The sequence below is a fragment of the Cyclobacterium lianum genome, assembly GCF_900143075.1.
In the GTDB taxonomy this organism is placed as follows: domain Bacteria; phylum Bacteroidota; class Bacteroidia; order Cytophagales; family Cyclobacteriaceae; genus Cyclobacterium; species Cyclobacterium lianum.
Window position 1 is genome coordinate 18,523 of record NZ_FRCY01000010.1, and the last position, 19,411, is coordinate 37,933.

Below are 19,411 nucleotides of genomic sequence, written 5' to 3' on the forward strand. Positions count from 1 at the left end.
AAGGGTATCCACGTACCCGTTCAGACTGCCGCGGGAGCCAGGTCGTTTTATGAAATTCTGTAATGTTCAGGCTGGCCCCCTCGCAGTGACGCCAGAACCCGTCATTGCGTGACCTAACGTTTTTAGACGCAGCAATCGGGATGACGATGGGTACTTTGCAATATAGAGGTGTTCGTTGTATCAGGATTATGCCTTGAAATCAACTATTATTTCTTTAATTATCTGTTCTTTTGCATCAAGGCAAAAGAACCAAAAAATCAAGACAAAAAAATCCTTCCCCTGTAATCCTGCCGCACCCCCGGTTTTTTGTCGGGCCTGCACTCTTTGTGTATTTAAATGTCAATCTTCATTTTCTTGACCCATCATCCCCCGAATTTTCTCCACAAATAAAGGAACAAGGTCAACAGCAAACTAAGCAGAATGCTTGTTCCCAGGGGAAAATAAAAGCTAAAGTTTTCTTTTTTAAACACCATGTCTCCGGGCATCCCCCTGAAACCGGGGTATTTATTCAGGCCCCAAAGCAAGAGTCCGCCGAGAAGCAGCAGGAGACCGGTAAAAATCAGTATTTTTGCCAATCCAGGTAATCCGTTTTCCATATGTCAAAAATAAAGCATTCTAAAGGAATCCTCTACCTTATCCCCAATGTTTTGGCCGCCGGTACCGCTGATGCGGTCATGGCGCCCCAGGTCAAGTCGGTGCTGGAAGCTACCCGCTACTTTCTGGTGGAGGATTTCCGCACGGCCAGAAGATATATCAGCAGCCTGAAACTGGGGGTCAACCTGGATGAGGTCCACATGGAAAAGCTGGACAAAAAGACACCTGACCCTCAGGTAAGGAAACTCCTGGATCCTGTTTTGAAAGGTCAGGATGCCGGGATAATTTCAGAAGCCGGCTGCCCGGGTATAGCCGATCCCGGTGCCAGAGCGGTGGCCCGGGCCCATGAGCTGGGCATCAGGGTAGTGCCCCTGCCCGGTCCCTCGTCTATGTTTCTGGCCCTGATGGCTTCCGGTTTTAACGGACAGTCCTTTACATTCAGTGGTTATTTACCCATTGAGCGGAAGGACCGGATCAAGGCCATCAAAGCACTGGAAATCAAAGTGATCGTGGAAAACACCACACAACTGTTTATGGAAACGCCCTTTAGAAATAACCGGTTGCTGGAAGACCTGCTGGAGCAGTTGAATCCGCAGACCCTGCTTTGCATTGCCAGTGAGCTGACAGGAGAGGGAGAGAACATACAAACCAAAAAGGTAGCGGACTGGCGTAAGGAAAAACCGGATTTGCACAAGATACCGGCGGTATTTTTGATTGGAGCGTCTTAAAGGAAGACCGCTACCGGGTGAAGTAGGTCACTTCACCCTGCTATCATTGCTATCGTAAAAAGAAAAAAGCCGCCAAAAAGCCATTTGCAATGGCTAAACGTACATGTTTCCGGGAAAGATTTTTAAACGGTATGTCCAATGGATGCGGCATTACAAATGCCTCGCTGGCGTTAAAAATATGATAAAAGGGATGTAGTTGCACACCCAGCCAAGGAGAGCTTCCGGATTTAATCACGTTTTTCGCTTTGTCTTAATAAAAGGGATGGTCAGGGTTCCGGTCGGAAAACCAATTAAAAACTCTTTCCCAAACTAATTCCTCCCCAAAGTGGAATAAATTTTCGGAATCCTTCATTATTGAAATCAAGCGAAATAAAGGGTGTATAGCCTATCCTGAAAAAGAAGCCACCCTCAGGTTTTTGGTACCTGTAGCCTACCCTCAGGGGTACCACCGCATCCAACGTAACTTTATCTCTGAATTGTGAAGTATTCTGATTTTGTTCACCGATTACCGTTAAATAGGTCATAAAGCCAGTACCTATTTCCAAATGATGGGAGGACCTGCCAAATAGGGCGGTAATTTCTAACGGTAATGTGGGAAGCCAATGGACCGATTTGGATGTATTGTAAGGCAGCTCCGATCGGTCGTCTCGTCACATCGAAAAACCAGCACTGGCTGACAACTTAAGTTTTCCTTTTTGGTGAAAGATACGGGCATAGTTGGCCGCATATCTCCCCGCATTGCCTCCTAATTCAGCGTATACAGCATTTTTTGCAGTAAATGCCTCAGCTTCGGTTTGGGGAAAGCCTTCAACGACAAAGGCAAGTGTTAGCAATAGGAGAAAAAGTCGCATTTTGAATTTAACAAGACGAAAATTGCCCCCAGAGCCTTGGGCTTTTTCTGAATTCACTGTGTAAAATTGCTTCATGATGAGTATTTTTATAAACTTAAAACTTTAATTCTGAAGTAAAACTAAAAGCCCAATAAAACAAATGGATCGACTTGATTTTTAGGCATATTATAAAAAAACCAAGGTGATTTATTATTATTTTATTCAAATAGGAACAATATAATTTTTAATTGAGTATAAATCTATTCATTCCAATAATTACAACGTTGATACCCTGATATATGCGGCATGAATCTGTTGAACATCTGGGTAATACGGTTCTTTATTAGTTTTAGGCCCATGCAATGCCGGATTGCATTAGAAATGCGTAAATGGATAAGGATTTTTGAAAATGGATGTTCATAGCCAGTGCAGATGGTTCTTGGTCGGTACCATCAGGTTGACATCATCGAAAATACAAGGGTGAGGAGGCATACCCACCCAGCCAGAGATAAAATTTTACATTCAGCGAATGGGTGTAATTTTCGCTTTTTTTGCAAACCTATTTTAAATGGTTCTAAGGTATAGGAATCGGCCTGGATAAAAAATATCCCGCCGTTCCAGGGCTTACGGTTTATCGGCTATCAATTTACGATGGGCTTACACCCATCGCTTTGGTATTTCGCACTTGCAGGGCTTGATCCAATTTTTATTGCCTAAAAGGTTGATTTACCAGCCTGCCTGAATCCGATGAGTCCCGTAAAGGGAAAGTGGGTTACCTAAAACAAAAATTCCGAATACAAGCTTCGCTTTAACATCCCTGCAAATTTAAAATTCATTTTTAAATTTGCAGGGATAAATGTCATTTCCAACCACTTTTTAAAGGGCCTATCAAACTATTTCCCTTTCCGGGCTAAACCGGCATTTAATTTCGGGGGCTAACATGCATGGTACAGAAAAAGTTAGTTGGTGTTTCTCAAGACTTTTCTATATTTAAGGAAGTTAAATCCGCCGACTAAAAGGGAAGTAACCGCAAGGGGTGTGGGTAGCAAGTAGTTATGCTGCATTTTAAATTCTCAAACCGGAAACTTTTACTTACCTTTAACGTTAGTAACGTGAAACAGAATACCTAGTGATAAAATCTTTTGGAGACAAGGAAACCGAAAAAATCTGGGATGGCATGCAATCCAGAAAGCTACCCGGAGAAATACAAAATGTCGCAAGAAGGAAATTAAGGATGATTAACAACGCCCAAATCATCGATGATTTACGTATACCTCCAGCAAATCACTTGGAAAAGTTAAGTGGAAAATTGGAAGACTATTATAGCATAAGGATTAATAAACAATGGAGAATCATCTTCAAATGGGAAAATGATACCGCTTTTAAAGCACAAATTGTAGACTATCATTAATAAAGTGTAAGAAATGGAAAAATTAAAAAATATACATCCAGGGGAAATACTAAAGGAAGAATTTTTAATCCCGCTTGAAATAACTGCTTACCGGCTTTCCAAAGAAACATTTATCCCCCAAACCAGAGTAAGCGAAATCCTAAAAGGAAAACGTCGGATAACGGCTGATACTGCTTTGAGACTCTCAAAATTTTTCGGGACCTCAGCTAAGTTCTGGCTAGGGCTCCAGGACGATTTCGATCTGGAAGAAGAGAATATTTCAAAACAAACTGAACTTGATAAAATAAAGCAGATTGGAGATCACGCAGCATAACCTTAGCTTGGGGTCAGCGGGCGGTTCCCGGGAAAATATAAGTTCAGTACTTTAATATTGATCAGTCAAGGGAGAAAGATAACGGCTTCAAAAGAACCCGCCGCCCACAAGCCCTGACCGTTAGTGTCAATGCAAAAAAGGAAAAGAGCCCCCGAAAACGAGAGCTCTTTAAAAATCTTATACTTGATTACGTTATCAAATGATTATATGACGTATCTCAAGACATAATAGGTTCCATTGCTGTGATTGTTGATCCAATAGACGACGTAGCTACGTCATTCTATTTGAAGTACGGATTCATTGAGCTGCCAGATTGCGGAAAAATGTTTCTTCCAATGAAAACAATTGTCCAATTGTTTTAACTTAAGCCAGTTGCCAACACCGGCGATGGTTCGTGCCCTGCGGGACAAACACCATAACCTGGACCGTTAATCCTCCCAAAACGACATTCAACAACGAAAGATCCCATTCTTTCAGGAAAAGCAGATTCGAGTTTCAACAAGATCCCTACCTGTGCCCTTTCATTCAGCACAGTGCAGGATGGTTCCTCTTGGGTCCTATTGTACTTTTAACCTGGATTTAATTGAACATGGTTTACCCACAAGGTAAGCTGCCCCACATCAGAAGGGAAAAGTTTGGTGTGTAAATACTGGCGAATTACCTTCTGATGCTTATCTTTAACTGCGGTTGCCAACAAAGGCAACCTTATTTTGTTAGATAGCCAAAACACCTGCCCTGAATGAAAGTCGGATTATTTATTCCCTGTTACGTAGAGCAATTTTATCCCAATGCGGCCATTGCCACGCTACAAGTACTGGAAAAGGCAGGCGTAGCAGTGGAATACCCCCTGGAACAAACCTGCTGCGGTCAGCCCATGGCCAACTCGGGATACCAACAGTACGGGGAGGGTGCAGCCAGATTGTTTCGCAAAAATTTTGAAGATTATGATTACGTGGTTTGCCCTTCCGGTAGCTGTACCCTGCATGCCAAGGAACATATTCTTTCAGACAAAGAAGATGAACCAAAAATATATGAGTTGTGTGAATTTCTTACCGATGTACTGCAGGTAAAAACCCTTGATGCCAGCTTTCCTTTTCGAGTTGGTCTGCATGCCAGTTGCCACGGATTGAGAGGTCTTCATTTGGCCAAACCTTCCGAACTGATGATTCCGGAATTTAACAAGCCCCTGAGTTTACTGGAAATGGTAAAAGACATTGATCTGGTTGAGTTGACAAGAAAGGACGAATGCTGCGGATTTGGAGGTACTTTTGCAGTGTTTGAGGAGGCAGTTTCTGTAGAAATGGGAAGAGACCGGATCAAAGACCACGAACAGCAAGGGGTGCAGGTAATTACTGGCGCAGACATGTCCTGCCTCATGCACCTGGAAGGCCTCCTTCGCAGGGAAAAGAAACCCATCAGGGTCATGCACATTGCTGAGATCCTGAATGGACATTCACCGAAAAATTAAAGACCGATACCAAATGAAACTCCCTCAGACCCACGCTGCCGCAGCAGCGGACTTCCTAAAAGATACTGAAAGGAGCCATTGGCACGACGATACGCTCTGGCATGTCAGAAGCAAGAGAGATGCCACGGCGGAGAAGATCCCGGAATGGGAACAGCTCCGTATGCTGGCTTCCCAGATCAAGGACCATGTACTCTCCAATCTGGATAACCTGCTGGTTCAGTTTGAAAAAAATGCGAAAGCCAATGGCATAGAAGTGCTCTGGGCAAAAGATGCACAAGAGCACAATGAACACGTACTCCGTATTCTGCAAGAAAACCAGGTGAAGCAGCTCGTAAAAAGCAAGTCTATCCTGACAGAGGAATGTGGCTTGAATCATTTTTTGGAAGACAAGGGATATGAGGTGGTGGATACCGATCTGGGAGAACGAATCATACAGTTTAACAAACAGGTACCCAGCCATATCGTGATGCCGGCCATACACCTGAAGAAAAAGGAGATCGGCGATATTTTTCACAAGCACCTGGGTACCGATGCGGGAGCCGACGATCCCCAGTACCTGACCGAGGCAGCCCGGCAGCACCTGAGGCAAAAATTCATTCAGGCACATGCGGCGATCACCGGCGTAAATTTCGGCATCGCTGAGACGGGTGGCTTTGTGGTCTGCACCAATGAGGGCAATGCCGACATGGGTACCCATCTGGCTGACATCCACATTGCCTGCATGGGCATAGAAAAGCTGATACCCAGGGCGGCCGATCTTGGGGTCTTTCTGCGCCTTCTGGCCAGGAGTGCTACCGGCCAGAGCATCACCAATTACAATTCACATTTTCACCGACCCAGGAAGGATAAAAAAATGTACCTTATCCTGGTAGATAACGGAAGGACCAAACAATTGGGCAGGGAGGATTTCAGGAACTCCCTGAAATGTATCCGCTGTGGGGCCTGTATGAATACCTGCCCCATTTACCGAAGGAGCAGCGGATTCAGCTACAACTCCACTGTACCTGGCCCTATAGGTTCCATACTTTCGCCCGGTATGGACCTGAAAAAACACAGTACCCTGCCTTTTGCCTCCACGCTATGCGGATCTTGTTCGGATGTATGTCCGGTAAAAATCAACATTCACGAGCAGTTGTACAAATGGCGGCAGGTCATCACAAAGGAAGGGCCCTCAGAACCTTCAAAAAAATGGGCCATGCGCTTTGGTGGGCAGGTAATGTCCAAGCCCAGGCTATTTGATTTGATGGGCAAAATGGCCAGGAAGTCCCTCTCCATCAGCCCCAGAGGATTTGTTTACAACAGTTTCAATGCCTGGGGCAAACACCGGGAGCTTCCGGAAGTCCCCAAGGAAAGCTTCAAGGACTGGTACCAAAAAAACAGGAAAAAATGAGCAGTAAAGAAAGCATTCTGGCAGCCATTGCGAAAAATAAACCTGATCAGCTTCCCCTCCCGGAGCATCCGGAGTATCCCGTTGAAGGCGACCTGGTGGAGCAGTATAAAAACAGCATCAAATCCAACGGTGGTCAGGCCCTGGAGGTAAAAAACGTAGCCGAGATCCAGAGCTATCTAAACATGCATTTTCACGACAGCCAAATGATGCTTTCCCTTTCCTCTGCCGTGGAGGGGAATTTTGACATAGAACTGGCGGAAGATCCTCACGATCTGGAACATGTAGAACTGGCCATTCTGGAAGGAGAGTGGGGAGTAGCAGAAAACGCTGCCATCTGGCTTCCCGAGACGCGGTTGAAGCACAGAGCCCTCCCATTTATTGCCCAACACCTGATCGTTTTGTTGAAAAAAGACAGGTTGCTGGGCAATATGCATGAGGTATATCAATCGATCAATATTTCGGATTTTGGATACGGTGTGTTTATTGCCGGACCATCAAAGACCGCTGATATAGAACAGTCACTGGTGATCGGAGCCCATGGTCCCCGCAGCATGACTGTTTTTCTGATGGATTAAGCGGAGAAGGAATCCTGAAGCGCCTTTTCGGTGGCTTCCAGTTGCTCTCTGACTTCCACAATACTTTCCCATTCGCGTCCTGCCTCGCCGTACTCAATGCCACACCAGGATCGGTAGCCCGCTTTCAGTACGATGCGCATCATTTTTTCGTAATCGAGGGGATATTGGTTACCTTTGCCATCCCAGACAGTCGTTTTTACACTTACACCCTGGGCATAGGGCATCAACTCTTTAACCCCTTTGTAAGAATCATAGGAAATGGGATCACCATCGTTGGGGCTGATCTGAAAATTGCCAAAATCAGGCAAGGTACCTGCTTGGGGATGATCGGCAGCCTTCATTACCCCAGAAAGCCATTTTCCATTGCTGGAAAAACCGCCGTGGTTTTCTATGGTGACGCCGATGTCCATGGTGTCGGCAAATTCGCAAAGTTGTCTCAGGCCATCCGCTACGAGTTTCTGGGATTCGCTGAATGCTTTTTTATCCTTGCTGTATGCTACGGATGAATATCCGTTTACCCGAATGGCATGGCAGCCCAGAAATTTAGCTGCTTCCACCCATTTTTTGTGGTTTTCTACCGTCTCCTTTCGCTCCGCCTCATCAGCAGCGCCAAGCTGTCCTTCCCGGTCACACATGATCAAAACCGAGGTTACGCCCTCGCCTTCTGCCCGGCTTTTCATTTCCCTGAGGTAGCTCATGTCTTTGGCCTTGTCCATAAAAAACTGGTTGACGTATTCCACCGCATGGATTCCGTGCTTTCTGGCCAGTACAGGGAAGTCCAGGTGGTCCATTTTATTGGAAAAAAGCAGCTTATTGACCGACCATTCGGCCAGGGATATTTTGTAGAGGGAGGCTCTTGGCTGGAGGGAGAAGGCCTGATTTCCCAAGCCCAAACCTAAAAAAGCGGTGGCTATGCCGGTTTTTTTGATAAAATCTCTTCTGTTGTGCATGTTTATTGAATAATTGATAGTAACTGATAAAACAGGAAGTCAAGATACTACTTTTATTTTTCAACGACAATCCCGGAATAGAGGTGATCATTAGGGAGCCAGCCAATTGTGGGTCCATTTATCTCCTGATTTTTTGAAAATTGCCCGCAGGTGGCGAATCCCGTCCAGTTGCAGGCACTCGAAGATTTCCGGTCGGATTTCCAGGACCACAAATTGACTATCCGCCTTACCGGTATCCCAGCTATGTGCCTCTTTCGGGTCATCGATTGCTGTGCCGGGAGCAATTGTGGCCTGGTAGGATTTTTCGGCCTCACCCTGCACCTTCGCCCAATGTATCTGGCTGACCTCATCCTGGTGATGAATGACCGCCCGGCCCTGTACCTTTACCTGACAGCGCTTATTGGGATGGTAAAACAACAGACTGAGTGCTGGATTTTTTCTGAGTTGATGGACCTTATGGCTTCGGCTATCCGTATAGCAATAAAAGCGCTCCTGTTCGTCCAGGTCCCGCAATACCAGGTAGCGCAGGCCGGGATGGCTTCCCGAGAGGGTAGCCATGCTGACAAAGCGAAAGGGGTGCTTTTGGTCAAGTGTTGCCCGGCGCAATTCCCGCATCAGGGTACTCTGGATTTCTTCCAATGCATCTGCCTCTGAGAAAAGCATGCTATTTTTGTTCATCTGTAAATGTGGTTGATACGAATGGCATTCAGGATGGCCAGCAGAGCTACACCTACATCCGCAAATACGGCTTCCCACATTCCGGCCAGCCCCCAGGCGCCAAAAATCAAAACCAGGATTTTAACCCCGAAAGCCAGGCCAATGTTTTGCCAGACAATTTGCCGGGTGGTCCTGCCTATGCGGATCGCCAGCGGTACTCTTGAAGGTTGGTCGGTCTGGATCACCACATCTGCCGTATCTATGGCCAGATCGCTGCCCATGCCACCCATGGCAATGCCTACATCGGAAGCGGCGAGTGCCGGCGCATCATTGATGCCGTCGCCCACGAAAGCAATCACCGATTCAGGTTTGCGTTTCAATTTTTCCAGATAGGTAAGTTTTTCTTCGGGCAGGAGGCCGCCGATGGCTTCTTTGGCGCTGAGTGTCTGTCCGAGGCGGTCTGCTACCTCCGGTTTGTCTCCGGAAAGGATGATCAGATCAGCAATACCCAGCTGTCTCAACTCATGGAATGCTTCGGCCGCATCATTTTTGACCTGGTCTTCAAGTGCAAAAAAACCACAAAGCAGCCCGTCTACAGCACAGGCAATCGTGGTTTTCTGGGCTGCCGGCAGCTGAGAAAGTCCTGAGATATGCATTCTTTCCATAAAAGCCTTGTTGCCAACAAGGACCATTTTCCCTTGTACCCGGCCTTCGAGACCCAGCCCGGCATGCTCTTTCAATTCACTGACCGGATAGGTATCTTCTCCCAGGTAGTCCACAAGTGCCCTGGCTATGGGGTGGTTGGATTTTACTTCCAGAGCGGCAGCCAATCGCATCCAGTCTGTATCAGCCGCTTCCAGGTTTTCAACCTTGCTTACTGAAAAAACGCCTTTGGTAAGTGTGCCGGTTTTGTCAAAAACCACTGTGGTCAACCGGGTGACCAGGTCCAGGTAATTAGACCCTTTGAAAAGGATGCCCTTTCTTGATGCCGCACCGATGCCGCCGAAATAGCCCAGGGGTATGGAAATCACCAGGGCGCAGGGGCAGGAAATGACCAGAAAAACCAAAGCCCGGTAGAGCCAGTCGCTAAACTGGTAGTCAGACACAAAAAAGTAGGGCAATACCGCCAAGGCCAGGGCCAGATAGGTAACAATAGGCGTGTAAACCCGGGCAAACCTGCGGATAAATGCTTCTGTTTTGGCTTTATTGGCCGTGGCCTGTTGTACCGTACGGATGATTTTGGAAAGGGAGCTTTCCTGGAACGAACGGGATACCTGTATGGTCAGGAGGTTTTCGAGATTGACCATTCCTGCCAGGACTTCTTCTCCCGGCTGGTAACAGGCAGGCATACTTTCTCCGGTAATTGCCGCTGTATTAAAATTACCGGCTTCCTCCTGCAATATGCCGTCCAGGGCCAGCCTTTCACCGGCCCGGATTTCCATAATTTCCCCTACCCTTACATTCTCCGGTTTTTCCCATACCCGTTTTCCATCACGGATTATCCTGGCCCGGTCCGGCCGGATGTCCAGCAGTGCCTGGATATTTCCTTTCGCCTTGCTTACAGCCTGGTGTTGCAGCAATTCGCCTACTGTATAAAAGAGCATCACCGCTACCGCTTCCGGATATTCGCCGATGGCAAAAGCTCCGAGCGTGGCGATACCCATCAGAAAAAATTCGGTGAATACTTCTCCCTGCCGGATCATTTCCCATCCTTTTTTCAGTACCGGCCAGCCTACCCATATGTATGCCAGCAGGTACACCGGCACCCACAGACTGATTCCGGCAGTGTGGACAGGGAAAAAATGCTCGCCTGCGACCGCGATTAGCAATGCAATCAAACTTATGATGCTGCTTCCCCAGGTATTGCGGATACCTGTCCATCTGGCAGCACTTTTCGTTTTTTCTGTTTGTGATGAATCGCAGCAGGAAACTTCTGAGGAATTGGCTTCCATTTTCTAAGGAATTTATTTCTGGTCAAATGTACAATTAAAAACCATGCACAGAAATTGCAAAAAGAAAGCCCCGCAAGAAGGCTGTACAATTACCTGGCCTCCGGGCTGTCATCTTTATTTCCCAATTTGACTTTCATTTTTCCGCAGGTGCTGTCGGGGTTGTTGCGGTAATAAACGTAGGAACGCAAGTCCAATTTTGCGACGCGAAAGTGCCTGGAAGCCCAATCGTAAAAATCGGCATCAGCACCATAGCCATCAGAAAACTTCCGCTGCTCAAATACCTCCCGCTTTCCAAATAAAGTCGCAAACAATATACAGTCATCTACATGGACCAGTCTGCCGGTCTGGTGCCTGTCCGGCACAAAGTAGTCTTCAGGCCCGTTGATCACGGTTTGGGTGGTGGAGGCAATCAGGTCAAATTTTTCCATCTGGCTCCTGCAGTTTTGCAGGTGATGGGGCAGGTATTCGTCATCCGCATCGAGCACAGACAGGTATTTCCCCTTGCTCACAGCAACCGCCCGATTGATGGCCTGGGACTGGCCTTTGTTTTCCTGACGCATAAAAAGGATACGACCTTCATGTTTCCGGCAGAAGGCTTCGAGCTGCTGTCCAGGATCATTGGTGGAGCCATCGTCTACGAGAACAATTTCGAGATTTCTTAATGTCTGCTGAAAAACGGAATAAATGGCTCTTCTGAGTAGCTGGAACGGGGTATTGAAGGTAGCGATCAATACAGAAACTTCAGGTACCTTTGACATCACGTCTAAAATAACCATCAATTTCAAAAAAAAGTTACCGCTATCCGTCGTTTATGCCTGAAAAATAAAAAAGGCCCTATCGAATGACAGGGCCTGGACTCTTTCCGGTAATTGCGGATTAATTTTTAGAAAGGTATGATGCTACTCCCTCTCTGCTGGCCGTCATGGCTTCTTTTCCTTCTTCCCAGTTTGCCGGGCAAACTTCTCCGAATTTTTCCACATGCCTCAACGCGTCGATCAGCCGGAGCATTTCATCAATGTTTCTTCCCAATGGCAGGTCATTTACGGTTTCATGTCTGATGGTGCCTTCCTTATCTATAAGGAAAGTAGCCCTGTAGGCCACAGGAAGCCCTTCGTAGGTCAGTTCTCCCTCTTCATTGTAGTTCCAGTCACCAGCCAAAACGCCGAAATTATGGGCGATGGTCTTTACCGGGTCGGCTACAATCGGATAAGTTACTCCCTGGATTCCACCTTCTTCCTTTGGCGTGTTCAGCCAGGCCAGGTGAGACTCCTCTGTATCACAGGAGGCGCCCACTACTGCCACCCCTCTTTTTTCGAAGGCTTCCAGCTTTTCCTGAAAAGCAAGAATTTCCGTGGGGCATACGAATGTAAAATCCTTGGGATAGAAAAAGAAAACAACATCCTTATTTCCAATGTACTGCTCCAAAGAAAAGTTTTCTACTATTTCTTCTCCATCCACTACAGCAGGTGCATTAAATAAAGGTGCTTTTTTTCCAACTAATGACATAAAATAGATTTTAATGTTTACAGATAATTTAAAGAGTGGTTATAGAAAATTGTATGGTTTTTTTTCTAATTTCCAACGATACTTCTTCAACTACCCGGATTGATTTTTAGTTCGGCTATACCGGGATATCCGAAAATTATTTCAAACCGCAAAATTAGTGAATATTTAGGGAGTTTCATATGGATAGTGCTTTCATTTTTATAAATTAACATTTTGATAACTGTGTTTGTCCGACAATAGGCCTTCAAAACTAAGCGACCATATGATTAAGGTTTTATTTATTTGCCTGGGAAACATCTGCCGCTCGCCATTGGCTGAAGCCTTATTTACCCATAAAATTTCCGGTAAACCCTATAGAGACCTGATTGTCGCCGACAGTTGCGGTACTTCTGACTATCATATCGGCGAACTCCCCGATGAACGCGCCCAGGCATGTGCCAGCGAAAATGGAATAGCCATGAAGCACCGCGGACGCCAACTCCACCGTACAGATTTCAGGGATTTTGATTACCTGGTGGCCATGGATCATTCGAATCTGGAAAACATCAGAAAGCTTTCCGCACAGATAAATCTTCCTGCCAGAAATCTCCATCTGATGCGGGAGTTTCAGGAGAACCCGGAGTTTCCAGACGTTCCGGATCCCTACTATGGAGGAGCAGACGGATTTCAAAAGGTGTTCGATATACTGGATGAATCCCTGGACGGATTGATCCGGGAGCTTGAGACCAAACACAAGCTCAATGGAAGCGCCTGAAGAACTATTTGACCACATATCCCTGACGGTTTTTGGCGGAAACAACCGCATCCTGAACTATCGCCTGGTCGCCGCGGGCAACATGAATCAGGCGATATACCTGAATACAGAAAAAGGATCATTTTTTTTAAAGACCAACTTTGAAGAAGACAGCGATATATTTCCCAGAGAACGTGAAGGCCTGAGCTGGTTACGGGACAACTGCAGCCTCTACGTGCCGGAGACGCTGGCGCAGGGGCAATTTGAAGACAGGCATTACTTGCTGATGGATTGGATCAGCAGTGCCTTCCCCAAACCGGATTATTCCAGCAGGCTGGGAGAGGGCCTGGCCGAACTGCACATGTGTACCAGCAGGCAATTTGGCCTGGATAAAGACAATTATATAGCGATCCTTCCCCAAAAAAATAGGTGGACTGATTCCTGGCCCGCATTTTTCATAGAAAACCGGCTGGAGCCCCAACTGCAGTTGGCCCTTTACAAGGGTCTGGTAGATCAGGATTTTCTTCGGTATTTTCGGTCCATATATGAGCGATTGCAGGAGTTTTTTCCATCCGAAAAACCGGCACTGCTGCATGGCGACCTTTGGTCCGGGAACGTGATGACAGATGCCAGCGGATTGCCGGCGCTCATTGATCCGGCAGTATATTTTGGACACAGAGAAATGGACCTGGCCTTTTCCCGCCTGTTTGGAGGATTTACTTCCGGGTTTTATGAAGCCTATCAGGCCGTGTTTCCTCTGGAACCGGGCTTTGAGGAGCGAATGCCGGTCTACAACTTATATCCCCTCCTGGTTCACCTCAACCTGTTCGGAAAAGCCTACCTATCAGGGATACAAAAGACATTGAAGCGCTTTGCAGGCTAAGCTTCCGGAGAATATTCCTCATAGACCCATTGTATCAATTCCGGACTATCTTGTTCGAGAAGAAGGTTTTCAGCCACTTTCCGATAATGGGTTCGCTCGGCATCCGTAGGATTTTTCACCGTGATCATTTTCAGCCCGGCCTTGCTTTTCACCCTGAATATTTCCCGGAAGGGTTTTGCCAGTTGCTCCGCTGTCACCGGAATGTCATTGATTAGAATAGAAATATGGGCGGCGGATGCCTGCACCAACTGTATGCGCCAATTCAATTTTTTGGCCACCTCATAAATCATTTCAAAATGAAAACTCCCGATCATGGACAGGTCCAGAATGCGCAGTTCGATAAGGGTGAGCTGACTTTTAAAAATGGTGATGGGTATTCTGGGCGCCTGCCCGAAAGAACCGATTACCGTACCGGGCGCATCCGGATTGACAAAGGATTTCACGTATAAGGGAATGCCATGTTTGGCCAGGGGTTTGATGGTTTTCGGGTGGATCACTTTCGCACCGTAATAGGTCATTTCAGCGGCCTCTTCAAAATCCAGGTATTCAAACTTGACTGCATCCGGGAAAATATCCGGGTCTCCATTGAGTATTCCGGCCACATCTTTCCAGATGGTGACCGCTGAGGCACCCAGGCTTACACCCATGATGGCAGCAGTAAAATCCGACCCTTCCCTGCCCAGCGTGGTGGTATTTCCCAGTAGGTCTGTACCTATGAAACCCTGTGTCACTACCGGATATTTTTCCAGTTTGGGAAACAACGCCCGCCGGCAGTACTGCATGGTGAGCGCCCAGTCTACCTTGGCCATTTTGGTTTGCGAGTCCGTCCGGACCAATTCGCGGGCGTCCTGCCAGAGACAGGCCAATCCGGATTCACAGAGGTATTCCTGTACAATACGGGTAGAAATCAGTTCGCCGTATCCGATCACCTGATCGTAGAAAAAGTCACTGTCCTCTTTGATGGCGAGGTTTTCCAGCGTTCTGCGCAACTGGGCAAATTGGTTGTCCACCCGGGCGAATATGCCATGTCCCGGCTGAAACAGACCCCTGCAGATATCCTCATGAAAGTCCAGCAACTGGATCAATTCCTTGTCAAAACTTTTCTGCTGCAGGGCCAGATCGATGAGGTTTTCCAGCCGGTCGGTTGTATCTCCTGCTGCTGAAATGACCATGACCAGTCCATTGGTCCAGCGCTTTTTTAACAGCGCAGCAATATTTTTGATGGCCTTGGCATCTTTGATAGAGGCCCCTCCAAACTTATAAACCAGGGGTTGAATCATGAAAAATGGTTAGAAAAAGGGAATAAATTGATGATAATGAATTACCTTCAAAGGTATGAAGACACAGCCTTACAAACAAGATACCGGAAACCTTGCTTATAAAGTAGGGGTCACTTTGGACAGGTTTATCAAAAGCAAACAGGCCGACTTCCCCTATGCTACCGGTGAGCTTTCTCAGATTTTAAGGGATATCGCCCTGGCATCAAAGATCGTTTCCAGAGAAATAAGCCGGGCGGGACTTTCGGATGTGACCGGAGCCTTCGGCCAAACCAATGTGCAGGGAGAGGAGCAGCAAAAACTGGATGTGGTAGCCAATGTGCGTTTCACCCGGGCGCTGACCAAAGGTGGCGAAGTCTGCGCCGTGGTGTCTGAGGAGGAAGATCTGGTGATTGACCTGCACAATAGCAAAGGAAAGTATGTGGTGGCCATAGACCCACTTGATGGTTCCTCAAATGTTGATGTCAATGTCTCCATTGGCACTATCTTCTCCATCTACCGCAGATTGTCTCCCGTGGGATCTCCCATTCAGGAAAAAGATGTATTGCAGAACGGTTCCGGACAGGTAGCCGCGGGGTATGTATTGTACGGCTCCTCCACCATGCTCGTATATACCACGGGTCATGGCGCCAATGGTTTCACCTACGAAAGGTCGCTGGGCGAGTTTTTTCTGTCTCACCCGGAAATGAGAATGCCAGAGGATGGTGCCATCTATACCATCAATGAAGGCCTTACTCCCCATATCAATACCAACATTCTTTCTTATCTGGAAGCATGCAAAAGACGGGGAGCTTCTGCCAGGTACATCGGTAGTCTGGTGGCAGATTTTCACAGAAACCTGTTGAAGGGAGGCATTTATCTGTACCCCGCAACGGCTCAGGCCCGGCAGGGAAAAATCAGACTGATGTATGAGGCAAACGCGCTGGCCTTTATTGCAGAGCAGGCAGGAGGAGCAGCCTCAGACGGCCGGCAGCGAATACTGGATATCTCTCCGGAGGGCCTGCACCAGCGAACTCCCCTTTTTATCGGATCAAAAAATATGGTAAAACAGTTGGAGGAAGCCCTGGGAAATTAGGCACTTACTGTATCAGCGGTATTTGTTGCGAAAATAAATCTTTAAAAGCTGGCGATCCACGATGGCAGACGAAAGGTTGTGGCTAACATCTTCCGGAGGGCTCTCGGTGAGGATCTCCTGCAGCTTCTGTTCTCCCAGATCCAGCCGGTAACAGAGCTGGAGCAATTTTTCAAAATCCCTGTTGAGCATCTGGCTGATCAGCGGGAGAATGGCTTCTACCAGTCCTTGCCGGTCCCTCACCCTGGGAATATCGGGCAACTGCAGCAGATCTGCCAGATCGGCTGCTCCGGATTGTATCTGGGAAGTGGTTTCCTTTTCGGTCACGATTTATTTTCGTCCGGCTTGTCCTCCTCCGGCTTGTCTTTATCGGAGGCATTTTTTTCAGAGGATGCTTCCAGCACTTCGGGGCATTCTCTACGGATGATATGGTACCAGCTGATCAGTTTTTTGACATCGGAGGCATAAACCCTATCGGCGTCAAATTCAGGCAGTATGTGTTTCATAAAGGCCTGGTATTCGTCCTTGTCGGCTCCTTCGAGGCCGGTGTCTCCCCCGAATTCTTCTTCGATTTTGACCAGCACCTCCTTCAGGGGAGTAGCTCCTTCCTCGGTAAGCGTGTAAATGGATATTTCGCTTAAAAGAGATACCCGCTGTGCAGCACCCACGACGAGCTTTCCCTTTTTATCATCCAGGGATTCCAAAATTACCCCGCTACGGCTTGGTTTTAATATTTTATACAGACCCGGTTTTCCGGATACGGTGGCGATGTCTTTAAACTCCATGTTTCATGTTTGTTTTCAGGCTGCAAATATAAGGTTTCCGCAGGATTGGCCAAGCGGCTCATTCTCCTTCGTAATATTCGGCTACATTTTCCTCAATAAAACCGATTAGTTCATCCCTTCCCTCAAAAGTAACGGCGGAGGTAACAAAAAATTCGGGCAATTCCACAAATAACTTTTCCATTTCATCCAGAAACTGGTGTACATTTTGGGAGGTTTTGGAATGCGACTGCTTGTCAGCCTTGGTAAATAGCAATACCACGGGCAACTGCAGTTGGCCGCACCATTGTATGAATTCCAGGTCAATTTTTTGAGGGCTGTGGCGGCTATCTATCAGGACGAAAACAGCCGTAAGGTTTTCTCTCCCGGTGAGATAGGCCCGTATCATTTTGTCCCAGTCTGCCTTTAGTTTTTTGTTTACTTTAGCAAAACCATATCCTGGCAGATCTACCATGTACCAACGGCCATCAATGTCAAAGTGGTTGATCAACTGGGTTTTGCCCGGTTTGCCTGAAATTTTGGCCAGGTGCTTGTGATTGGTCAGCATATTGATCAGCGAGCTCTTGCCCACATTTGACCTGCCTATGAAAGCAAATTCTGGTTTGTTTGCCGGAGGGCATTTCCTGTGGTCGGTGTTGCTGGTTAAGAAGCGTGCATTTTTCAACATGGCCCTTTTTTACTGCAAAGGTAAGCAATTTCTGCAAACAGGGGCCCGCCAATAAATCATTAACATTTTTCCTTTGCTCGGGTTTACTTAGTAATATTGTAGCGAAAAGATAAGCCATGTCCGTAGTTCCATACAAAGATCAAAAAGAAGGCAAAAAGCAGCAGGTTGCCAGCATGTTTGACAATATCAGCAAAAAGTACGACCTGCTGAACCATCTCCTGAGCCTGGGTATAGACATCGTCTGGAGAAAAAAGGCCATTCGCATGCTGAAAAAGGACAGGCCGGCACTAATATTGGACATCGCCACCGGTACGGGTGACTTTGCGATTGAGGCTCTTGCGCTCGAGCCTAAAAAGGTAATCGGCGTGGACATCTCTGAGGGCATGCTCCGGGAGGGGAGGAAGAAGATGAAGGAAAAGAAACTGGATCACATCATAGACCTCCAATTGGGCGATTCTGAAAAGTTGCTGTTTGAGGAAAATAAGTTTGATGCCGTGATCGTTTCTTTTGGTGTCAGGAATTTCGAAAATCTGGAAAAAGGGCTAAGAGACATGCACCGGGTATTGAAGCCGGGCGGAAAAACGGTTATTCTGGAATTTTCGAAACCCAAAAAATTCCCGATGAAGCAAGCTTATTCCTTTTATTTTAGATATATTTTACCTCAAATTGGTAAAATGATCTCTAAAGACAAGTCTGCCTACACCTATTTGCCCGAATCGGTAAAGGCATTTCCGGATGGAAGGGATTTTCTTGACGTTCTGGAGAAGGTAGGTTTCAAACAAACGCAATGCAAAACACTCACATTTGGCATCAGTTCCATATATACCGGCATAAAATAAGCCTGATAGCGTTTTTTCTGCTGATCATTCAGGTATTGCCCCTGCAGGCCCAGCAAAAAAGTCTGATCTTTAATGCCTCAGGTAGTGATGACCAGGCCCTCTCCTATGGATTTTTTCTTGCTGCCCACAACAGCAGCCTCAGGATCAAGTACTCGGACAATTTTATGGATCCCGCTTACCCGGGCTTAGAAAATGTGCGGGCCATCATGCCGGTATTTTCTCCGGGCTTTGCCCTGGGTTTTCTGGTGACAGGCAGGCTGCATGACCAGCTTAACCTGATGTTTACCCCGAAAGTGGGCTTCTACGAATACCGCACGGAATTGCAGCTTTTTACCGATGATGGCAACTCTCCCAATGGGATAGGCATCAGTACCGTGCCCCTGCTCACAGAGGAAACCCTGGTAGAATTTCCACTTTTGGTGAAATACAAGTCCGAGCGCTTCAACAATACGCGGATGTTTTTTGTCGGGGGCCTGAATGGACAGATCCGAACCAAAAACCAGGAAGAGGCCAACGAAGACCCGGTGGTCCTGAAAGGCCGGGATCTGGCAGTGGAAATGGGGCTGGGATTTGACCTCTACTTCCAATACTTTAAATTCTCCCCCGAAATCCGCTTTTCCCACGGTTTGATGAACCTGTACCAGCCCGGGTATTCCGACGAACGCCTGGCCGGCGCGATCAGTGATATCCGGCGCAAATCCATTACCCTCTACCTGAATTTTCAGTAAAACGGCCTCTAGCGTGGTAATGCGTTTTTAATCCACAGGGAAAAATTTTATATTCC

23 protein-coding genes are annotated in these 19,411 nt (G+C 47.1%); 11 read left to right on the forward strand and 12 right to left on the reverse strand.

The window, feature by feature from the left end; genetic code table 11:
* Positions 1 to 362: 362 nt before the first annotated feature.
* Positions 363 to 596, reverse strand: coding sequence for a DUF2905 family protein (locus BUB19_RS15680; RefSeq protein WP_073095522.1), 234 nt, complete (start codon positions 594 to 596; stop codon positions 363 to 365).
* Here BUB19_RS15680 and BUB19_RS15685 point away from each other — a divergent pair, their 5' ends adjacent.
* Complete coding sequence (locus BUB19_RS15685) at positions 597 to 1,322, forward strand: SAM-dependent methyltransferase (protein WP_073095523.1); 726 nt, start codon at positions 597 to 599, stop codon at positions 1,320 to 1,322.
* Between the two features lie 290 nt (positions 1,323 to 1,612).
* On the opposite strand, the gene BUB19_RS24370 is transcribed toward BUB19_RS15685, so the two are convergent.
* Positions 1,613 to 1,846, reverse strand: a complete 234-nt coding sequence (locus tag BUB19_RS24370) for a hypothetical protein (RefSeq protein WP_073095525.1) — start codon at positions 1,844 to 1,846, stop codon at positions 1,613 to 1,615.
* Positions 1,847 to 1,972: 126 nt separating this feature from the next.
* Complete coding sequence (locus BUB19_RS24375; RefSeq protein ID WP_073095526.1) at positions 1,973 to 2,248, reverse strand: hypothetical protein; 276 nt, start codon at positions 2,246 to 2,248, stop codon at positions 1,973 to 1,975.
* Between the two features lie 1,033 nt (positions 2,249 to 3,281).
* On the opposite strand from BUB19_RS24375, the gene BUB19_RS15705 reads away from it, so the two are divergent.
* From BUB19_RS15705 to BUB19_RS15725, 5 genes are all read left to right on the forward strand, one after another.
* On the forward strand, positions 3,282 to 3,563 hold the full coding sequence (locus tag BUB19_RS15705) for a type II toxin-antitoxin system RelE/ParE family toxin (protein ID WP_073095527.1): 282 nt from the start codon (positions 3,282 to 3,284) through the stop codon (positions 3,561 to 3,563).
* Positions 3,564 to 3,576: 13 nt separating this feature from the next.
* Complete coding sequence (locus tag BUB19_RS15710) at positions 3,577 to 3,876, forward strand: HigA family addiction module antitoxin (protein WP_073095528.1); 300 nt, start codon at positions 3,577 to 3,579, stop codon at positions 3,874 to 3,876.
* Positions 3,877 to 4,615: 739 nt separating this feature from the next.
* On the forward strand, positions 4,616 to 5,344 hold the full coding sequence (locus BUB19_RS15715) for a (Fe-S)-binding protein (protein WP_073095529.1): 729 nt from the start codon (positions 4,616 to 4,618) through the stop codon (positions 5,342 to 5,344).
* Positions 5,345 to 5,357: 13 nt separating this feature from the next.
* Complete coding sequence (locus BUB19_RS15720; RefSeq protein ID WP_073095730.1) at positions 5,358 to 6,734, forward strand: lactate utilization protein B; 1,377 nt, start codon at positions 5,358 to 5,360, stop codon at positions 6,732 to 6,734.
* Entirely contained in the window at positions 6,731 to 7,309 is a 579-nt protein-coding gene (locus BUB19_RS15725; protein WP_073095530.1) for a LutC/YkgG family protein, read from the forward strand. Before BUB19_RS15720 ends, BUB19_RS15725 begins: the two co-directional genes overlap by 4 nt.
* Here the strand turns inward: BUB19_RS15725 and BUB19_RS15730 are convergent.
* The 5 genes from BUB19_RS15730 to BUB19_RS15750 form a co-directional block, all read right to left on the reverse strand.
* Positions 7,306 to 8,259 (reverse strand): sugar phosphate isomerase/epimerase family protein, encoded by a 954-nt coding sequence (locus tag BUB19_RS15730; RefSeq protein ID WP_073095531.1) that lies wholly within the window; start codon positions 8,257 to 8,259, stop codon positions 7,306 to 7,308. The genes BUB19_RS15725 and BUB19_RS15730 overlap by 4 nt on opposite strands.
* Positions 8,260 to 8,349: 90 nt before the next feature.
* Entirely contained in the window at positions 8,350 to 8,937 is a 588-nt protein-coding gene (locus BUB19_RS15735) for a pyridoxamine 5'-phosphate oxidase family protein (RefSeq protein ID WP_084097363.1), read from the reverse strand.
* Positions 8,934 to 10,868 (reverse strand): heavy metal translocating P-type ATPase, encoded by a 1,935-nt coding sequence (locus BUB19_RS15740; RefSeq protein WP_073095532.1) that lies wholly within the window; start codon positions 10,866 to 10,868, stop codon positions 8,934 to 8,936. Before BUB19_RS15740 ends, BUB19_RS15735 begins: the two co-directional genes overlap by 4 nt.
* Before the next feature lie 89 nt (positions 10,869 to 10,957).
* Positions 10,958 to 11,644, reverse strand: a complete 687-nt coding sequence (locus tag BUB19_RS15745; protein ID WP_245802870.1) for a glycosyltransferase family 2 protein — start codon at positions 11,642 to 11,644, stop codon at positions 10,958 to 10,960.
* 100 nt (positions 11,645 to 11,744) lie between these two features.
* Positions 11,745 to 12,374, reverse strand: coding sequence for a peroxiredoxin (locus tag BUB19_RS15750; RefSeq protein WP_073095534.1), 630 nt, complete (start codon positions 12,372 to 12,374; stop codon positions 11,745 to 11,747).
* Positions 12,375 to 12,636: 262 nt separating this feature from the next.
* Here BUB19_RS15750 and BUB19_RS15755 point away from each other — a divergent pair, with 262 nt between their 5' ends.
* Both BUB19_RS15755 and BUB19_RS15760 read left to right on the forward strand, forming a co-directional pair.
* Positions 12,637 to 13,128, forward strand: a complete 492-nt coding sequence (locus BUB19_RS15755) for a low molecular weight protein-tyrosine-phosphatase (protein WP_073095535.1) — start codon at positions 12,637 to 12,639, stop codon at positions 13,126 to 13,128.
* Positions 13,115 to 13,990 carry a fructosamine kinase family protein gene (locus BUB19_RS15760; RefSeq protein WP_073095536.1) on the forward strand — a complete coding sequence of 292 codons (876 nt, stop codon included), beginning with the start codon at positions 13,115 to 13,117 and terminating at the stop codon, positions 13,988 to 13,990. Before BUB19_RS15755 ends, BUB19_RS15760 begins: the two co-directional genes overlap by 14 nt.
* Here BUB19_RS15760 and BUB19_RS15765 read toward each other — a convergent pair.
* Positions 13,987 to 15,270 carry an aspartate kinase gene (locus BUB19_RS15765; RefSeq protein WP_073095537.1) on the reverse strand — a complete coding sequence of 428 codons (1,284 nt, stop codon included), beginning with the start codon at positions 15,268 to 15,270 and terminating at the stop codon, positions 13,987 to 13,989. The genes BUB19_RS15760 and BUB19_RS15765 overlap by 4 nt on opposite strands.
* A gap of 55 nt (positions 15,271 to 15,325) precedes the next feature.
* On the opposite strand from BUB19_RS15765, the gene fbp reads away from it, so the two are divergent.
* On the forward strand, positions 15,326 to 16,342 hold the full coding sequence (gene fbp / locus BUB19_RS15770; protein ID WP_073095538.1) for a class 1 fructose-bisphosphatase: 1,017 nt from the start codon (positions 15,326 to 15,328) through the stop codon (positions 16,340 to 16,342).
* A 12-nt stretch (positions 16,343 to 16,354) separates the two neighbouring features.
* Here fbp and BUB19_RS15775 read toward each other — a convergent pair whose 3' ends face one another.
* The 3 genes from BUB19_RS15775 to yihA are packed head-to-tail and all read right to left on the reverse strand — an operon-like array spanning position 16,355 to position 17,788.
* Positions 16,355 to 16,666, reverse strand: a complete 312-nt coding sequence (locus BUB19_RS15775; RefSeq protein WP_245802871.1) for a hypothetical protein — start codon at positions 16,664 to 16,666, stop codon at positions 16,355 to 16,357.
* Positions 16,663 to 17,124 carry a DUF5606 family protein gene (locus BUB19_RS15780; protein WP_073095539.1) on the reverse strand — a complete coding sequence of 154 codons (462 nt, stop codon included), beginning with the start codon at positions 17,122 to 17,124 and terminating at the stop codon, positions 16,663 to 16,665. Before BUB19_RS15780 ends, BUB19_RS15775 begins: the two co-directional genes overlap by 4 nt.
* Positions 17,125 to 17,182: 58 nt before the next feature.
* On the reverse strand, positions 17,183 to 17,788 hold the full coding sequence (yihA, locus tag BUB19_RS15785) for a ribosome biogenesis GTP-binding protein YihA/YsxC (protein ID WP_073095540.1): 606 nt from the start codon (positions 17,786 to 17,788) through the stop codon (positions 17,183 to 17,185).
* Between the two features lie 116 nt (positions 17,789 to 17,904).
* Between yihA and ubiE the strand changes: the two genes are divergently transcribed.
* Together ubiE and porT are read left to right on the forward strand one after the other, a co-directional pair.
* Entirely contained in the window at positions 17,905 to 18,627 is a 723-nt protein-coding gene (ubiE, locus tag BUB19_RS15790; RefSeq protein WP_073095541.1) for a bifunctional demethylmenaquinone methyltransferase/2-methoxy-6-polyprenyl-1,4-benzoquinol methylase UbiE, read from the forward strand.
* Positions 18,576 to 19,355, forward strand: coding sequence for a type IX secretion/gliding motility protein PorT/SprT (gene porT, locus BUB19_RS15795; protein ID WP_073095542.1), 780 nt, complete (start codon positions 18,576 to 18,578; stop codon positions 19,353 to 19,355). Before ubiE ends, porT begins: the two co-directional genes overlap by 52 nt.
* Positions 19,356 to 19,411: the final 56 nt, after the last annotated feature.

What these genes read in the sequence shown, in the direction of transcription:
- BUB19_RS15735 (WP_084097363.1), bottom strand. Translation starts at nt 8,937, where the DNA reads ATGAACAAAAATAGCATGCTTTTCTCAGAGGCAGATGCATTGGAAGAA.
- BUB19_RS15710 (WP_073095528.1), top strand. Translation starts at nt 3,577, where the DNA reads ATGGAAAAATTAAAAAATATACATCCAGGGGAAATACTAAAGGAAGAA.
- BUB19_RS15750 (WP_073095534.1), bottom strand. Translation starts at nt 12,374, where the DNA reads ATGTCATTAGTTGGAAAAAAAGCACCTTTATTTAATGCACCTGCTGTA.
- BUB19_RS15725 (WP_073095530.1), top strand. Translation starts at nt 6,731, where the DNA reads ATGAGCAGTAAAGAAAGCATTCTGGCAGCCATTGCGAAAAATAAACCT.
- BUB19_RS15730 (WP_073095531.1), bottom strand. Translation starts at nt 8,259, where the DNA reads ATGCACAACAGAAGAGATTTTATCAAAAAAACCGGCATAGCCACCGCT.
- BUB19_RS15685 (WP_073095523.1), top strand. Translation starts at nt 597, where the DNA reads ATGTCAAAAATAAAGCATTCTAAAGGAATCCTCTACCTTATCCCCAAT.
- fbp (WP_073095538.1), top strand. Translation starts at nt 15,326, where the DNA reads ATGAAGACACAGCCTTACAAACAAGATACCGGAAACCTTGCTTATAAA.
- BUB19_RS15780 (WP_073095539.1), bottom strand. Translation starts at nt 17,124, where the DNA reads ATGGAGTTTAAAGACATCGCCACCGTATCCGGAAAACCGGGTCTGTAT.
- BUB19_RS15765 (WP_073095537.1), bottom strand. Translation starts at nt 15,270, where the DNA reads ATGATTCAACCCCTGGTTTATAAGTTTGGAGGGGCCTCTATCAAAGAT.
- ubiE (WP_073095541.1), top strand. Translation starts at nt 17,905, where the DNA reads ATGTCCGTAGTTCCATACAAAGATCAAAAAGAAGGCAAAAAGCAGCAG.
- BUB19_RS15715 (WP_073095529.1), top strand. Translation starts at nt 4,616, where the DNA reads ATGAAAGTCGGATTATTTATTCCCTGTTACGTAGAGCAATTTTATCCC.
- BUB19_RS15740 (WP_073095532.1), bottom strand. Translation starts at nt 10,868, where the DNA reads ATGGAAGCCAATTCCTCAGAAGTTTCCTGCTGCGATTCATCACAAACA.
- porT (WP_073095542.1), top strand. Translation starts at nt 18,576, where the DNA reads ATGCAAAACACTCACATTTGGCATCAGTTCCATATATACCGGCATAAA.
- BUB19_RS15760 (WP_073095536.1), top strand. Translation starts at nt 13,115, where the DNA reads ATGGAAGCGCCTGAAGAACTATTTGACCACATATCCCTGACGGTTTTT.
- yihA (WP_073095540.1), bottom strand. Translation starts at nt 17,788, where the DNA reads ATGTTGAAAAATGCACGCTTCTTAACCAGCAACACCGACCACAGGAAA.
- BUB19_RS15680 (WP_073095522.1), bottom strand. Translation starts at nt 596, where the DNA reads ATGGAAAACGGATTACCTGGATTGGCAAAAATACTGATTTTTACCGGT.
- BUB19_RS24375 (WP_073095526.1), bottom strand. Translation starts at nt 2,248, where the DNA reads ATGAAGCAATTTTACACAGTGAATTCAGAAAAAGCCCAAGGCTCTGGG.
- BUB19_RS24370 (WP_073095525.1), bottom strand. Translation starts at nt 1,846, where the DNA reads ATGACCTATTTAACGGTAATCGGTGAACAAAATCAGAATACTTCACAA.
- BUB19_RS15755 (WP_073095535.1), top strand. Translation starts at nt 12,637, where the DNA reads ATGATTAAGGTTTTATTTATTTGCCTGGGAAACATCTGCCGCTCGCCA.
- BUB19_RS15745 (WP_245802870.1), bottom strand. Translation starts at nt 11,644, where the DNA reads ATGGTTATTTTAGACGTGATGTCAAAGGTACCTGAAGTTTCTGTATTG.
- BUB19_RS15720 (WP_073095730.1), top strand. Translation starts at nt 5,358, where the DNA reads ATGAAACTCCCTCAGACCCACGCTGCCGCAGCAGCGGACTTCCTAAAA.